The 14,974-nt window shown below is 62.1% G+C and carries 17 protein-coding genes; 4 read left to right on the top strand and 13 right to left on the bottom strand.

The features are described from left to right. Positions 1-27 precede the first annotated feature (27 nt). Positions 28-1,065, top strand: a complete 1,038-nt coding sequence (locus ACM5SV_RS09170; RefSeq protein WP_222014423.1) for an AraC family transcriptional regulator — start codon at positions 28-30, stop codon at positions 1,063-1,065. A gap of 103 nt (positions 1,066-1,168) precedes the next feature. Here the strand turns inward: ACM5SV_RS09170 and ACM5SV_RS09165 are convergent, their stop codons facing one another. Together ACM5SV_RS09165 and ACM5SV_RS09160 are read right to left on the bottom strand one after the other, a co-directional pair. Then, positions 1,169-2,122, bottom strand: coding sequence for a peptidoglycan-binding protein (locus tag ACM5SV_RS09165; protein ID WP_222014428.1), 954 nt, complete (start codon positions 2,120-2,122; stop codon positions 1,169-1,171). Further along, positions 2,094-3,674: a sensor histidine kinase gene (locus ACM5SV_RS09160; protein WP_204338266.1), complete on the bottom strand. Its 1,581-nt coding sequence runs from the start codon at positions 3,672-3,674 to the stop codon at positions 2,094-2,096. The genes ACM5SV_RS09165 and ACM5SV_RS09160 overlap by 29 nt, the downstream gene beginning before the upstream one ends. Before the next feature lie 412 nt (positions 3,675-4,086). Between ACM5SV_RS09160 and ACM5SV_RS09155 the strand changes: the two genes are divergently transcribed. Both ACM5SV_RS09155 and ACM5SV_RS09150 read left to right on the top strand, forming a co-directional pair. Next, complete coding sequence (locus ACM5SV_RS09155) at positions 4,087-4,581, top strand: DUF5330 domain-containing protein (RefSeq protein WP_012756656.1); 495 nt, start codon at positions 4,087-4,089, stop codon at positions 4,579-4,581. A gap of 247 nt (positions 4,582-4,828) precedes the next feature. Next, a complete protein-coding gene (locus tag ACM5SV_RS09150) occupies positions 4,829-5,251 on the top strand; it encodes a SufE family protein (protein WP_003557812.1) in 423 nt (140 codons plus the stop codon). Between the two features lie 275 nt (positions 5,252-5,526). Here the strand turns inward: ACM5SV_RS09150 and ACM5SV_RS09145 are convergent, their stop codons facing one another. From ACM5SV_RS09145 to ACM5SV_RS09105, 9 genes are all read right to left on the bottom strand, one after another. Next, positions 5,527-5,958, bottom strand: coding sequence for a MucR family transcriptional regulator (locus ACM5SV_RS09145; RefSeq protein WP_003546634.1), 432 nt, complete (start codon positions 5,956-5,958; stop codon positions 5,527-5,529). A gap of 440 nt (positions 5,959-6,398) precedes the next feature. After that, positions 6,399-6,731 carry a monovalent cation/H(+) antiporter subunit G gene (gene mnhG, locus ACM5SV_RS09140; RefSeq protein WP_012756654.1) on the bottom strand — a complete coding sequence of 111 codons (333 nt, stop codon included), beginning with the start codon at positions 6,729-6,731 and terminating at the stop codon, positions 6,399-6,401. After that, the gene (locus ACM5SV_RS09135; RefSeq protein WP_222014429.1) at positions 6,728-7,081 is read right to left on the bottom strand and encodes a cation:proton antiporter; all 354 of its coding nucleotides are present in this window, start codon (positions 7,079-7,081) and stop codon (positions 6,728-6,730) included. Before ACM5SV_RS09135 ends, mnhG begins: the two co-directional genes overlap by 4 nt. Continuing rightward, the gene (locus ACM5SV_RS09130; RefSeq protein ID WP_222014431.1) at positions 7,078-7,551 is read right to left on the bottom strand and encodes a Na+/H+ antiporter subunit E; all 474 of its coding nucleotides are present in this window, start codon (positions 7,549-7,551) and stop codon (positions 7,078-7,080) included. The genes ACM5SV_RS09135 and ACM5SV_RS09130 overlap by 4 nt, the downstream gene beginning before the upstream one ends. Next, complete coding sequence (locus ACM5SV_RS09125; RefSeq protein WP_222014434.1) at positions 7,548-9,101, bottom strand: Na+/H+ antiporter subunit D; 1,554 nt, start codon at positions 9,099-9,101, stop codon at positions 7,548-7,550. The genes ACM5SV_RS09130 and ACM5SV_RS09125 overlap by 4 nt, the downstream gene beginning before the upstream one ends. A 64-nt stretch (positions 9,102-9,165) precedes the next feature. After that, positions 9,166-9,543 carry a Na+/H+ antiporter subunit C gene (locus tag ACM5SV_RS09120; protein WP_032994420.1) on the bottom strand — a complete coding sequence of 126 codons (378 nt, stop codon included), beginning with the start codon at positions 9,541-9,543 and terminating at the stop codon, positions 9,166-9,168. Then, positions 9,543-9,962, bottom strand: coding sequence for a Na(+)/H(+) antiporter subunit B (locus ACM5SV_RS09115; RefSeq protein WP_012756649.1), 420 nt, complete (start codon positions 9,960-9,962; stop codon positions 9,543-9,545). The genes ACM5SV_RS09120 and ACM5SV_RS09115 overlap by 1 nt, the downstream gene beginning before the upstream one ends. Positions 9,963-9,966: 4 nt before the next feature. Continuing rightward, on the bottom strand, positions 9,967-12,324 hold the full coding sequence (locus ACM5SV_RS09110; protein WP_221964147.1) for a putative monovalent cation/H+ antiporter subunit A: 2,358 nt from the start codon (positions 12,322-12,324) through the stop codon (positions 9,967-9,969). A 208-nt stretch (positions 12,325-12,532) separates the two neighbouring features. After that, entirely contained in the window at positions 12,533-12,748 is a 216-nt protein-coding gene (locus ACM5SV_RS09105; RefSeq protein ID WP_012756647.1) for a hypothetical protein, read from the bottom strand. Between the two features lie 189 nt (positions 12,749-12,937). On the opposite strand from ACM5SV_RS09105, the gene msrB reads away from it, so the two are divergent. Further along, entirely contained in the window at positions 12,938-13,351 is a 414-nt protein-coding gene (msrB, locus tag ACM5SV_RS09100; RefSeq protein WP_012756646.1) for a peptide-methionine (R)-S-oxide reductase MsrB, read from the top strand. Positions 13,352-13,446: 95 nt separating this feature from the next. Here msrB and ACM5SV_RS09095 read toward each other — a convergent pair whose 3' ends face one another. Further along, a complete protein-coding gene (locus ACM5SV_RS09095) occupies positions 13,447-14,148 on the bottom strand; it encodes a pentapeptide repeat-containing protein (RefSeq protein WP_222014436.1) in 702 nt (233 codons plus the stop codon). A 231-nt stretch (positions 14,149-14,379) separates the two neighbouring features. Then, positions 14,380-14,931 (bottom strand): GNAT family N-acetyltransferase, encoded by a 552-nt coding sequence (locus ACM5SV_RS09090; protein WP_012756644.1) that lies wholly within the window; start codon positions 14,929-14,931, stop codon positions 14,380-14,382. Between the last annotated feature and the right edge of the window lie 43 nt (positions 14,932-14,974).

Below are 14,974 nucleotides of genomic sequence, written 5' to 3'. Positions count from 1 at the left end.
CTGTACGCCTCGGAAACGGGATTCTGAATGCTTGCAAATCCAGATTTCCTGCTTCATCGTTCAAAAATGATCAGTGACCCGCTCTCCGAAATGCTCAATCTGCTCGATGCGCGCTGCCTGGTGTCGGGCGGGCTGATCGCCGGCGGTGCCTGGGCGCTGCGCTTCCCCCGGCCGAACCGGATCAAGATCAGCGCGGTTGCCAAAGGGCGCTGCTGGCTTTGCCTCGACAATGGCAGCGAACCCATTCTGCTCGAGGCGGGCGACGTTGCGCTTCTGAACGGCCGGCATTCCTTCATCCTGGCGAGCGACCTTGCCGTTGCGCCCACTGACGCGGTCGGCGCGTTCAAGGAGAAGGTCGACGGCATGGCGCGCCACGGCGTTGGCGAGGATTTCCATTATCTCGGTGGCCACATCGCGCTCGGGCCGCAGGGCATGGAGCTGTTGTCCGACGTGTTGCCGCCGATCATTCATGTGCGCGCCGCCCTTGCCGAAGCCGGCGTGCTGCGCTGGCTGCTCGACCAGCTGGTGCGGGAGATGGCGGCAAAGCGGCCAGGCGCCCTGCTCGCCTCGACCCAGCTTGCGCAGTTGATGTTCGTGCAGGTGCTGAGGGCGCATATCATGAGCTCGGCGCCATTGACGGTCGGGTGGCTCCGCGCCTTCGGCGACGATCGCATTGCGCCGGCGCTGCGGCTGATGCATGGCGATCCCGGCCGGTCCTGGCAGCTTGGCGAACTGGCAAAGGCGGCCGGCATGTCGCGCACGAGCTTTGCACTGCGGTTCAAGACCGTGGCGGGGGTTGCGCCGCTCACCTACCTCACCGGCTGGCGCATGCGCCTTGCCGAACGCGAGCTGCGGGAGGGTAGCATGCCGGTTTCGGCGCTGGCGCTTTCGCTCGGCTACACATCCGAAAGCGCCTTCAGCAACGCTTTCAAGCGGATGACGGGTATGGCGCCCAGGCGCTATCGCGTGGCGATGGCCCGCGAGGCCGGGCCGATCGAAGAGGTGGTGGATGTCGAGGGCCAGGCGATGACGACACATTACCGGCTGTTGAAGGCGGCATCCTAGTGGTTAGAGCATTTCCGTTTTGCTCCAAGTCGCGAAAATGCTCTAACATTTTGGTTGCGCAATTCCGGACGCAAAACCGCTGCGCACTTTTGCTGGAATTGCTCTATATCGCGCCGATTTCCTTGAGTTTCTTCAGCACCGCCTGGTTCGGCTCGCCGTCTTCGGGCAGGTTGTAGTGCTTCTGAAAATGGCGGATGGCCGCGCGGGTCTGCTCACCGGCGACACCGTCGACGCCGACATTGGCATAGGCCATGTTGGAAAGACCCTTCTGGATCTTCAACACCAGGTCAACATTGGTGATTTCGCTTGATGGAACCTGCTTTGCCGCTGATGGAGCCGTTTTGACGGTCTTTTCGGCGCTGCGGATCGCGGCTGCCACCGGGTCTTCCGCCGCCGCCTTCGAGCTCACATCCTCGGGCGGCTTTTCGGCGGGCACGGTCGAAGGGCCAGCGGCATCGGTCTTCAGCGCCACTAGCACCTCCGGCGTCGGATCGCCGGTTTGGGTCATGCCGACGGTCTCCTCGAAGAAGAGAATGGCCGCGCTGGTGCGCGGGCCGATAATGCCGTCGGGTATGCCGCTATAGAGACCGCGGCGCACCAGCTGCTGCTGGATGTCCATGACGAGCTGGCTTGGCTGCTGGCCGGGTGCGGCGGGCGCCGGTGTCGCGTTGGTGGTGGCAGTATCCTGCGGCCGTTCGATCCGGAAGGTGGTGACGTCGCCCTGTTGCTCCTCGGCCGGGCGGCGGGCGCCGAGCACGGTCGGAGACTGCGGATCGCGGGTGCGGAAGATCGGATGCGGATGCAGGCCCGGCTGATACCAGAGCGCATTGGCGGCGACGAAGGAGAAGATGACGGCGAAGGTGATCGCGCCGCCGGCGACCGACGGATTGCGGCCGATGACGCCGCCGAGCACGGAGGCGCCCTGCAGGCCGACCCCGCCGAGCACGGAGGCGCCCTGCAGGCCGAGACCGCCGAGAGCGGCAGCGCCTGACATCAGAAGGCCCGGCTGCTGCCGTCCTCTTTTTCCCTTAGGCGATTTTCGCTTGCGCGCGGCCATCGAAACGCCCCTCTTTCAATTCTACACCGCTATTGACCGCGCCCTTCAGCCGCGGCGGAAACTCGACAGTCGCGCCATGACCGGCGTCTTCGGCGTGTTGGGCGCCCGAGCCGTCCGCTGCGATCTCGATAGTGATGATCGTGCCCTCGCCCGGCTGGCTGGCGATGGCGAAATACCCGCCATGCAGCGCCACCAGCCCCTTGACCAGGGAGAGACCGAGGCCGGAGCCTTCGAAGCGGCGGGTATAGTCGTTCTGGATCTGGACGAAGGGCTGGCCTAACAATGCCAGCTTGTCGGCCGGGATGCCGATACCGGTATCGCTGACCGTCAGTTTGAGGATGCCGTCTCGGGCTGCCGCATCGACCGAGACGACGCCGCCGGCCTCGGTGAACTTTATGGCATTGCCGACGAGATTGATGAGGATCTGCTGGATGGCGCGCTGATCGGCGACGACCTCGCCGAGGTCGCGCTGGATACGGCTGGTTAGGGTGAGGCCCTTGGTCTTGGCTTGCAATGCCAGCATCGACTCGCAGGATTTGACGGAGCTTGATATATCGAAGGCTTCGAGGATCAGCTCGTAGCGGCCGGCTTCGATCTTGCTCATGTCGAGCATGGTGTTGACGACGGACAGCAGATGCGCGCCGGATTCGCGGACCAGGCCGACATATTCGCGCTGACGGTCGTTTTCGAACTTGCCGAAATATTCGCCGATCAGGATATCGGAAAAACCGAGAATGGCGTTCAGCGGCGTGCGCAGCTCATGGCTGACGGCGGCGAGGAAGCGCGACTTGGCGTCGTTTGCGGATTCGGCGTCCGCCGCACGGTTCTGGGCTTCGTCACGCAGTTGCTGCTCGACGGAGACATCGCGCAGCTGGGCAATGATGGCGGCAAGTTCGCCGTCGGCATCGCGCCGGGCCGTCATGTCCATTCTCAGATATGCAAACTGGCGCTGATCGCGCGAGACCGAGGGCCGGTCGAGGCGCAGATCGACGCTCTGAGCATCCTCGCCCCGGCGCAGGCCATCGAGCGCCTGCAGGAAAAGGATGCGGTCGGAGACATGCACCTGCTCGAGGAAGCCCCTGCCCTTGGGATCACGCATCCAGCCGAGGAAGTCGCGCCGGTCGCGACCGCCGATGGTCGCCACACTGCCGTGCGGGTCGAGGAAAAAGACGAGGCCCGGGGTGGCGGCAAGGAAGAAATCCTCGGCCGACTGGGTGGCGATACCGGCTGCCGAGCCCTGACGGGCGAGCGCGATGCTGCCGACGGCGGAAAAAAGAAAGGCGGCGCAGACCATGGCGACACCTGCCGGCAGCGCGACGGCAGGACTGGTGACTGCCGAAAGGCCGATGGGAGCGGCAACGAGAGCGGCCGACGAGAGCAGCACGAGGCGGCGCAGGATCGCGAGCTCGCGTTGGCGCACGGCTTCACCGCCGCCCGTCCGGGAGAGCCAGCTTGTCGCTGCCCGGTCTACGAGGGCCGTCATCCAGCCGCCAATGTTACTCAATACACGCACGCAATACCCGCCCGAAAGGCTGTCGATCGATCCGGACAATAGGCCTTGGCGACTTAAAGAAAGGATAAGGCAAAAGCGCTGTTCACAGCCTGAAACGGCTGAAATTCTCGTTTTGAAGCATCTGGAAGGCTCTTTGCCTTTTGTGGTTAATAGGGGGTAAGCGACGGATTTTCCTCATATTTCAGCATTGCGTTAACTCCTGTGGCAAGGCGAGCCGGCAAAAGTCCTGCAATTGCAAGCAGGTGCTGCCCTGATGCTTAACGGCGATCGCTCGCATTCGACTAAAATGCGGCTCAAATGCCGTTCGCTAAAATTTGAACTAAATTTGCCGCAAATGCGCGTGAGTTTCGAAAAGCGGCATTCGCAACTTGGCGGTAGGGTGAAAACACACCGGACAACCGGCCTGATTCGGCAACAAGAACCGGACGGGGAAACAGGATGGGCGACGACAATGTGGTTTCTGATCAAAGGATCCTTCTGGTTTGGCCTTGTGCTCGTGCTTCTTTCCGTCTTCAGCACGGAGAGTTCCGACAAGTTGGCCAGCGGCCCGCAATTGCAGCTTTCCGACGCGTTCACGGCGGCAAGCGGCGCCTACGACTATTTGACCGGCATGTGCTCGGAGAAGCCCGAAGTCTGCGCCAAGGGTACCGAGACCCTCACCGCACTCGGCTACCGGGCCCGTGAAGGCGCCCGCGTTGCCTATGAACTTCTCGACAGCCAGTTCAAGGATGAGACGCCGGCAACCGCAAAGCTTGCCGACCCGCAGGTGCCAGTGGCGCTCAACATGCCTTCCCTCACCACGCCTGCCATCCAGGAAAAGGTGCGCGAGGCCAAGGCAGCGCTCAACCAGCCGATGCCTTACCGTCCGCCGGTCGAAGATGACGCCTCCTCTGAGACGGTGGTGACCGGCGCTATTCCGCTGCCGACGCCGAAGCCGGCGACCTAACCCTCAACCAGCTTGCATCGGTGGTCCGCATGACGCGGAGATGCCCCATGCCTGACGTGCCTGCCCTGTTTAATTCAGCATGTTGCTGCGCCGTGAGGATGCCCATCCCTCACGGCGTTTCTTTTTAACGGTTCAAATCTGCCGGTCTTTCACCTATATGCACTCTTAGAGCATTTCCTGACGCATTCCGGACGCAAGACCGCTGCGCACTTTTGCTGGAACTGCTTTAATAGTGAAAGGCTTCTCCATGGCATCCCTCGACCAGATCATCGACGACTTCGCTTTCCTGGACGATTGGGAAGATCGCTACCGCTATGTCATCGAACTCGGCAAGGCGCTGCCTGATTTGGCCGAGGAGAAGCGCACCTCGGAGAACAAGGTGATGGGTTGCGCCAGCCAGGTCTGGCTGGTGACTCATACGGCAGGCGATCCCGACAATCCGGTCATGAGCTTCGAGGGTGATTCCGACGCCCATATCGTGCGCGGCCTCGTCGCCATCGTGCTTGCCACCTATTCCGGCAAGACGGCATCGGAGATCGCCGGGCTCGATGCCTTCGAGATATTCTCGAAGATCGGCCTGGTGGAGAACCTGTCATCGCAGCGTTCGAACGGACTGCGCTCGATGGTGAACAGGATCCGCGAAGAGGCAAGAGTCCGCGCTGCGGCTTGACCGCGACCGTGGCTGGCCGGCTTTCAGAGCCATAAGGCGAGCAAGCGGGTCAGTGCCGGCTCTGCAATCGAGTATATTAACACTTGCTCATAGTATAGGAATACATTCAAAGCCTGTCGGCAAAGCATAAGACGGGATCTCTTACGCAGTCGTGGCGTCCGGCCGAATCAGACGCAACGCTTCAAATACCGGAAAATGTATTTCTTCCCCTTGCGAAGGCACAAAAAAGCCGGGCACAAGACCCGGCTTTTTGTCGTTGATGCTTTCGAAAAAGCTCAGCCGCGGCCGCGCTTGCGGCGCTGCCCGAGGCCCATTTCCTTTGCCAGGCGCGAACGCGCTTCGGCATAAGCGGGCGCTACCATCGGGTAATCGGTCGGCAGGTCCCACTTCTCGCGGTATTCTTCCGGCGAGAGGCTGTGATGCGTCATCAGGTGACGCTTGAGGGACTTGAAATTGCCGCCGCATTCCAAACACGTGATCTGCTCGTCCTGTACGGACTTGCGGACAGAAACTGCAGGCTTCTGCTTTTCGACGATCGCCGCAGCAGGCTGCGGTACGGACGTGTTGCTCAGTGCCGAATGCACGTCGGAAATCAGATTGGCCAGGTCGCTGACCGGTACAACATGGTTGCTGACATAAGCTGCGACGATGTCGGCTGTCAGTTCCACAAGCAGCTCCGGCGCACTGCCGGTCGCTATATCCGTCATATTCTTTCTCCTGTTAGCATGCTCAAACGGTCTTTGACTGACACGCCAAAGACCCGCCTCGTAGAAGCGAACAGCAAAAGCACAGGAAGCGACCTTCTGTTTCGAAAAACGCGAAATCCACCCCTAGATTCCGAAGAGCCTGACCTGTTCTTATACTGCCTGACTGGAAACCACTACGTCATGCTCCAGGCGATGGCCCCAGTTTAGACATTAAAAATCAAAACTGAGGGACTTGGAAGCAGTACGATTGCAATTCACAATCAGAACTCTACTTGCATTTTCAAATACCATCGTTTGGTCGAAAGGCCAATTATTATTTGTCGTTTTTCTTGAGAAAAAATGACAGATGAAGAATTGAGGGGCTCTTCGGCAAGCTTTACTCACAGCTTCCTGTGCATAAGTTTTGCATAAATCTGGTAAAGTCGCCGAACAGCATAGCCTCAACGATCCCTGATATCGTCACGGACCGAGAGTGCACCGAGATCATATCCCGAACGATGGGCAACTCTGGCAAGCAGATGGGCCGCCACCGGTGCCGTCAGCAGGAAGAAGACGAAACCGGCAATGGCGCGGGCGAGAATCGCCGGGTCCTGCGAATAAAGGCCGGCGGCAAGGAGCAACAGGCCGGAGCCGACAGTCCCCGCCTTCGAGGCCGAATGCATGCGCGTATAGAGATCAGGCAGCCGGACCAGGCCGATCGCTGCCGCAAGCGTAAAGAGCGAACCAACGATCAAAAGCAAGGCGGTGACGGCAGCCACGATATAATCGATCATCGCTTCTTCCCCCCTGCCCGGCGTTTTTGCGTGTTGCCATTTGCCGCAGATGCGGACGGCTTCGATTTGATATTGCCGCGCGACAGCACGAATCGGGCGAAGGCGACGGTCGCCAGGAAACCGACGAGGCCGAGCGAGATGGCAATATCGATATAGAGCGAAAATCCGGTCTTGACCGCAATGACGGCGATGAAACCGATGGCGATGCCGGTCAGCATGTCGAGGGCGAGGATCCGGTCCGGCAATGTCGGGCCGGCAACGACGCGCCAGACGGTGAGGATCAGCGCCAGGCCGAGGATGACGAGTGCGGCCGAGGATGCGGCTGCGACGATGGCGGCAGATGTGATCACCGGAAGGCCTCCATGATCTTGCGTTCGAAACCGTTGGCGATATCACGCCTGGTCGCCTCCGGATCGGAACAATCGAGCGCGTGCACATAGAGCGTGCGGCGATCTATGGAGACGTCGACCGAAAGCGTGCCTGGAGTCAGCGTGATGAGGTTTGCCAGCAAAGTGATCTCGAAATCGCTCGTCACCGTCAAAGGGTAGGCGAAGATGCCGGGTTTCAGCTTCATATCGGGCGAGAGCACGGTGACCGTGACCTTCCAGGCCGACAGCGACAACTCCTTGAGGAACAGAGCGGCGAGCGAGAATACCGGGAGGACGCGGGGGATGCGTCCCTTGCCGCCGAAGGATTCGCGGATGATGACCAGCGCCAGGGCCCCGAGCAGGACGCCGAGGACGAGATTGTGCAGCGAGGCGCTGCCGGTAACAGTGACCCAGGCAGTAGCAAGCAGCAGGTTGAAGAGGAAGAAGATCACGGCGCACGCCCTTCCGGGAAGACCGAATGAAGATAGGCGTGGGGATCGGCCAAGCCGGCGGCGGCCGATTGCGACAGCGCCAGCAACTGTTCCGGCAAGATGCCGAAGCCGATGACCAGCGCGGTCAGCGCGGCGAGCGGCAGGCCCGTGCGCCACCTCGGTCCGGACGGCGTCAGTGCTATCGCCGCCGGGCGCCAATAGGCGAGCAGAAAGAGACGACCGAAGGCGATCGTCGTCAGAAAACCGCCGACGAGGATCGAGGCCGCCAGCCACCAGGCGCCGAGATCGAGCGAGGCCTTGACGAGAATGACCTTCGGCCAGAAGCCGGAAAAGGGCGGCAGGCCACAGGCGGCCAGGAAGAGCACGAGGGAGAGTGCGGTGAAACCGCCGCTTTGCCGGTAGAGCCCGCCGAGGGCCGACAGCGAAAAGCCGCCGCCGCGCCGGGCGATCTCGCCGGCGGCAAGATAAAGTGCGGTCATCAGCACCATCGAATGGAGCGCATAGAAGACAGCGCCGCTGATGCCGCCAAGGCCGCCGAGGGCGACGCCGGCCAGCATGTTTCCGATGCCCGATATGACGACATAGCCGAACAGCCTGCGGATATCGTTTTCGGCAAGCGCGCCGAGAGCGCCGACGACAATGGTCGCGGCGGCGGCGAGCGCGATCACCGGGCTCAATTCCTGGCGCTCCACCGGCAACAGCATGACCATCACCCGGATCAGCGCGTAGATGCCGACCTTGGTGAGCAGGCCGGCAAACAGTGCGGAGACCACGATACGCGGCGTATGATAGGCGGCGGGCAGCCAGAAATTGACCGGGAAGGCCGCCGCCTTCATGCCAAAGGCGAGCAGGAAGAGGCTTGCCAGCGTCATCAGCGGCGCCGTGCCGCGCAAATCACCAGCTTTCGCAGCGATATCGGCCATGTTGAGGGTGCCGAAGGCGGCATAGAGAATGCCGACGCCGACCAGGAACAGGGTCGTGGCGATCAGATTGAGCACCGCATATTTCAGCGCGCCGTCGATCTGCTCACGTTCGGAACCAAGGATGATCAGCCCGAAGGAGGAGATAAGCAGCACCTCGAACCAGACATAGAGATTGAAGATATCGCCGGTGAGAAAGGCGCCGGTGACGCCGGCCATCAGCAGCATCAGCAGCGGGAAGAAACCATATCGCCGGCCGCTTTCGCCGATATCGGCCAGCGCATAGATGCCGCCGGCGAGTGCGGCAAGGGCCGCGGCAAAAGCCATCAGCGCACCGAAGAGATCGACAGTGAAGGCGATGCCGAAGGGCGGCAGCCAGCGGCCCATGACCATGGTCAGCGGCCCGTCGGCCGCGACCTTGGCGAGCAGCGCCGCATCGATCAGCGCCAGCGCCGCAAGACCAGGGATGGCAAGCCAGGCCTGCAGGCGGGGATAGGCGCGCAGCATCAGCAGGACGGCGCCGAGCGTGATGCAATGGGCGACCGGCAGGATGGCAAGCCAGTGACTGATCGGCACCGGGGTGGTGATCAGGGCGGCGGAGAGATCGACGGTGGAGGTGGCGGCGGCCATCAGATGGCGCCTCCGCTATCGCACGAGAGGGTTTGCCGTGTAGTGAGCATCCGCACCAACATCCTCAATACCCCAATGGCGGCAGCGGCCGGTCGTCGGGCTCGGCGGCGCGCATGTCGCTGGTGTTGTCAGTGCCGAGGTCCTGATAGGCGCGGTAGGTCAGCACCAGCAGGAAGGCAAGGAAGGAAAAGGAGATGACGATCGCCGTCAGGATGAGGGCCTGCGGCAGCGGGTTGGCCGTGCCTGCGGGCAAGCTGTCGAGACCCGCCGGGATGATCGGCGGCACCTCGCGCGTCAGCCGGCCACCGGTAAAGAGCAGCAGGTTGACGGCGTTGCCGAGGATGGCGATGCCGAGCATGATGCGGATCGAGAATTTCGACAGCATCAGATAGATGGCGGCGGCGAAGAACAGACCGACGAGGATCGCCAGAAGCGGCTCCATCATTCCACCTCCTTTTCTTCCAATGCCAATGCGATCGACGTGATGGCGCCGAGCACGACAAGATAGACGCCGATATCGAAGAGCATGACGCTCGACAGCGGCACCTCGGCGCCGAAAAGCGTCGGATAGATCCACAGGCCGGTCATGAAGGGAACGGCAAACAGGATGGAGAGAAGACCGGCTGCGGTGGACAGGAACAGGCCGAAGCCGGCGATCGACAGCGGATGGAAAAACAGCGCCCGGCGAACGGCGCCGACGCCGCGGGCAATGCCGTAGATCGCCAGTCCCGAGGCAGCGATCAGCCCGCCGATGAAGCCGCCGCCCGGCTCGTTATGGCCGCGCAGCAGCACGAAGACGGAAAACAGCAGCATCAGTGCGGTGAGGAACGGGGCGACGGTGCGGAAGATGAGGGTGTTCACGCGCTCAGCCCTCCGTCGCGGGATCATTGGCGGCAAGCTTGCGCTCGCTGCCGGCGCGAATGCGGATAAGCGCCAGGATGGCAAGGCCGGTGACCGCAACGACGGCGATTTCGCCGAGCGTGTCGGTGCCGCGGAAATCGACGATGATGACGTTGACGACATTGGCGCCATGGGCGATCGATTTGGAATAGGCGTTGAAGAATTCCGTCAGCGCATCGTTGAACGGCGCCTGCGTCGCCCGCATCAGCAGAAGCGTGAAACCGAGGCCGCAGGCAAGCGCCAGCACGCCGTCGAAGAGCTTGCGGCCGAGCGGCCGCCGATCGGCGGGCGAGAGACGAAGCCTGGTCATGACCAGGGCAAGGATCACCACCGAAAGAGTTTCGACCATGAACTGGGTGAAGGACAGATCCGGCGCGCCGAACAGCAGGAAGATGATGGCGACGGCGAAACCCTGGATGCCGAGCGAGACGATCGCCGTCAGCCGGTCGCGGGCAACGAGCACGGCTGCAAGGCCGACGGCGGCGATCAGGAAGACCGCCCATTCATAGAGCCTGACATCGGCCGGCCAGGCAGGCAGACGCGGCAGTTCGCCATAGACGACAAGCGGAATGATGAGGATAGCGGCGACGCAGAGGAAGGTGCAGGTGACATAGATCTCCAGCCGCCCCGGCTGGAGCACACGCATGACGCGGCCGGAAAAGCGGACAAGGCCCGATAGTGCAACATCAAAGCCATGGTCCGGCCCAGGTCCGGCCGCGCGCAGGAAAACGGCCATCAGGAAACGGGCGCGCGCGAGCTGCCCGTAGACGCCGATGCCGAGCAGCACGGTCAGGGCGGAAAGCGCCAAGGGCAGGCCGATATGCGGCGTCAGCGAAATGTCGATTTCGACGGGTGTCTGGCGGATGGCGGAGGCGATCGGCGAGGACAGGACGGTATGGGTGAAGGTCGAAAAGATCGCCGCGAGCAGGCCGAGGACGGCGAGAACGGCCGGGCCGAGCCAAAGCAGGACGGGCGCTTCGTGCGGCGGTTTCGGCGTCTCCACCGGTTGGCCGAGGAAGGGTTTCAGCGCCACGGCGAAGGCGACGGCAAACATCAGCGCATTGCCGAAGACGGTTATGGCGGTAAAGGTGAGCGCGCGGATATCGCCGCCGACAAGTGCCATATAAATCTCCTCCTTGGCGAGGAAACCGAAGAAGGGCGGCAGGCCGGCCATCGAGAAGGCCGCCGCAAGGGCAATCATCCAGGTGAGCGGCATCGCCCGCATCAGGCCGCTGAGCCTGGTGATATCGCGCGTGCCGGTCTCGTGATCGATGATGCCGGCGACCATGAAGAGCGCGCCCTTGAAGAGGGAATGCGCCACCAGATAGAGCGCCGCCGCCTCCACCGCATGGTCCGAGCCGAAGCCGATCAGCATGACGAGCAGGCCGAGCGAGGAGACGGTGGTATAGGCGAGCTTGAGCTTCAGGTCGGTCTGGCGGATGGCGAGCGCGGTGCCGACGACCAGCGTCAGCCCGCCGAAGAAGGGCAGAAGGATTTCCCAGGCAGGGGTTGCCCCCATGACGGGATTGAGCCGCATCAGCAGATAGACGCCTGCCTTCACCATGGTGGCCGAATGCAGATAGGCGGAAACCGGCGTCGGCGCCTCCATGGCGTTCGGCAGCCAGAAATGAAAGGGAAACTGCGCCGATTTGGTGAAGGCACCGCCCAAGACCAGGATGAGGGCAGCGAGATAGAGCGGGCTTTCGCGCACGATATCGCCCGCTCCCATGAGCCGCGACATCTCAGTGACGCCCGAGATGTTCCAGAGCAGCAGCAGGCCGGCCAACAGGCAGAGCCCTCCCCCGCCGGTCACAACAAGCGCCTGCAGGGCGGCGCGGCGAGCCGCCTCACGCTCGTGGTCGAAGCCGATCAGCAGGAAGGACGTGATCGACGTCAATTCCCAGAAGACGAAGAGCATCAGGAAACTGTCGGAAACGACGACGCCGAGCATCGCGCCCATGAAGAGGAAGATGAAGGAGAAGAAGCGGCCCTGATCCTTGTGTCCTTTGAGGTAGCCGCCGGCATAAAGCACGATCAGGGTGCCGATGCCGGTGATCAGCAGCGCGAAAGTCAGCGACAGGCCATCGAGAAACCAGGAAAAAGAGAGATGAAAGCTCGGCACCCAGGAATAACCGCCGGCGACGACCTCGCCGCGCGCGATCTTGGGAATGAAACGCAGGAAATGCAGGAAGGCGAGCAAGGGAGCGACCGCCAGGAGCCAGGCACCGTTTGCGCCGAAGATGCGGATGACGAAGGGGGCGGCAAGAGCGCCGACGAGCGGCAGACACAGGGCCAGAAATGTCAGAGCCGTGACATCGGCCATGTCCCCTCCTCTACTGCATAATTCAAAATGTTACAGTCCTTTGCACGTCCGACAAGGCGCGCGGCGCTGTAAAGGCAAAAGTCTGTTGCAAGAGCAACAGACGGAAAAACCGGAGAAAACCAGCCTGTCCTCTGGCTTAGGCGAAACGGGGGAGCGTCTCAAGTGATTTCGGCCGCGAGCCGCACTGCATGGTGATGTTCAAAGCCGATCAGGCCGTCGATCTGGAAAGACGCGTCAGCAGCCGGGCGATGCAACCGTGGAGGATGAAGACCACAAGCGTCAGCGGCCAGAGCAGGCAGGCGAAGAGCCCGGCGAGACGATGAAGCGTCACGCCGTCATGGTTGGCCCAGCCTTCCAACAGTGTGACCGCCATGGCTGCCACGGCCACGAGGCCGTAGAGCAGGACGATTGCTGTTTCAAACACCAGTGATTCTCCAATGCACGCAACATTAACCCTAACAGAAAACCCCTAACGGATGTAAAAGCAAGCCTCTTCCCCCAATTGGGTATGCGGCCAATCTCATGGCGCGCCGGCGGGAGACTTGATGAACTGAACGCGGCGCACCACATTTCTCGCGAAACGGAACCCGCCCCTCGGCGAAAGGAGCACCTCATGTCCGAAACTGCGACCACCGCCAAGATCCACAAGACCGACGCCGACTGGAAAGAGCAGCTCACTCCCGAGCAGTACCGCATCACGCGCCAGCACGGCACCGAACGCGCCTTCACCGGCCCTTATTGGGATTCGTTCGAGACGGGGCTTTACCGCTGCGTCGGCTGCAACGCGCCGCTTTTCCGCTCCGACACGAAATTCGATGCCGGCTGCGGCTGGCCGAGCTATTTCGAAGCAGTGTCGCCCGAATCGGTGACGGAGCATCGCGACACGGCCTTTGGCATGGTGCGCACCGAAATCCGCTGCGGCAGCTGCGACGCCCATCTCGGCCACGTCTTTCCCGACGGCCCACCGCCGACCGGCCTGCGCTATTGCATCAACGGCCACTCCATGGTGTTCGAGCCTGGGAAGTAAGCGACCGGCCCCGTAATCGGCAAGCGGTTCATTCGGATGATAAGCCGAGACAGCCGCTTGCGCAGCTCGACCATAAGGCCGGCGAGCCTGCCTGATCACTCGTGCTCGGCGGGACAGGGCCAGGTTGTCGGTGCGGAGAGGCCGGCCGGCAGCTTGGTCGAGGTATCGCCGCAGGCAAGGTCGATCTGGGCCTGTTCGAGCCCGGTTGCGGCCGAGAGGTCAAGGCCTTCGATGCGGGTCAGGAACATGAAGGCACGATCGAACATCGGCGTGGTTTCGAAGGTGGCGCCGGAGAGATCGGCACGGGAGAGATTGGCGAACGAGAATTTCGCCCCCGTCAGCACCGCCTTGTCGAAATCGGCGCGGCCGAGCTCGGCCTTTTCGAAGCTCGCGCCGGCGAGCCGGGCGCCGGCGAAATTGGCGCGCTGCAACTCGGCGCCGGCAAAGGAAGCGCCATCGGCCGCGATATTGGCGAAGCTGGAGCGATAGGCCTCGATCTTGGCGAAGTTGGCGCCTTCGGCATGGGCGCCCTCCAGCGAGGCGCGCACCAGCGTCGCCTTCTCCAGATTGGCGGATTTGAAGTTGGCGCCAGCAAGATCGGTCAGCGAGAAATCGGTGCCGACAAGATTGGCGCCTTCGAGATCACTGCCCTGCAACATCAGGTTCTTCTTGGTGCATTCCTGCCAGTCGAGCTTCGGCGAGGCCAGGCTGCCGCAATCGGCGGCCCGTGCGGCAACCGGCGCAAATGCCAGAAGGACGAGGGCAAGGAGACCGAGCGACGATCCGTGCTTTGCCATTGAACTATTCACCCCCATGACGCCTACAATATGCTTTCAGGCCGCCTTCCGCGAAGCAGACTGCTTCCACATTCTTACACAGCTCAGACTACAATAAAAAGATGGCGCGCGCCGTTCACAATGGCTTTGGCTGATGAGTTTGGGGCTTTGCCTGATGAGTTTGGCGCTTTGCCTGATCAATCTGGGGCTTTGCCGGGCAGGCAGGTCAATCCGCCTTGCCGGCCAGGTGGATCAATCCACCTTGCCGGGCAGGCGAAGTTCCATGCAGGTGAGGTCCAGCCAGCGGCCGAACTTGGTGCCGACCTCGGAAAACCTGCCGGCGATGCGGAAGCCGAGCTTTTCGTGCAGCCTGATCGAGGCGGTGTTCTCAGCCTCGATGCCGGCAATCATCACATGGATATTGCCGGCGGCAGCACGCACGATCAGCTCCCGCATCAGCCGCTCGCCGATGCCGCCACCGCGGCAATCCTTGTCGACATAGACGGAATGCTCGACCGTGTGGCGGTAGCCGTCGAAGGCGCGCCAATCACCATAGGAGGCGTAGCCTGCGACCTTGCCCGACATTTCGGCGACGATGACCGGAAAGCCGCGTGCCTTGCGCGCCTTGAACCATTCCAGCCGATTTTCGAGATCGACCAGCGTGTCGTTCCAGATTGCCGTCGTGTGCTCGACGGCGTGATTGTAGATATCGCGGATGGCGGAAAGATCGGCTTCGGTGGCGTCGCGGAGGAGGACAGCGTCTGTCATGATGCTCGGGTTCATATTGTTTGCGAAGGCGGGCATACGCCCCGCCTCGAGAGATGTAAACGGCGGACGCAAAACAGGA

Origin of the sequence: Rhizobium sp. CRRU65 (assembly GCF_048551595.1) — a bacterium.
Lineage (GTDB): Bacteria > Pseudomonadota > Alphaproteobacteria > Rhizobiales > Rhizobiaceae > Rhizobium > Rhizobium leguminosarum_J.
Note: the sequence above shows the minus strand (reverse complement) of the source record. Positions and strands in the feature narration are given on the sequence as shown.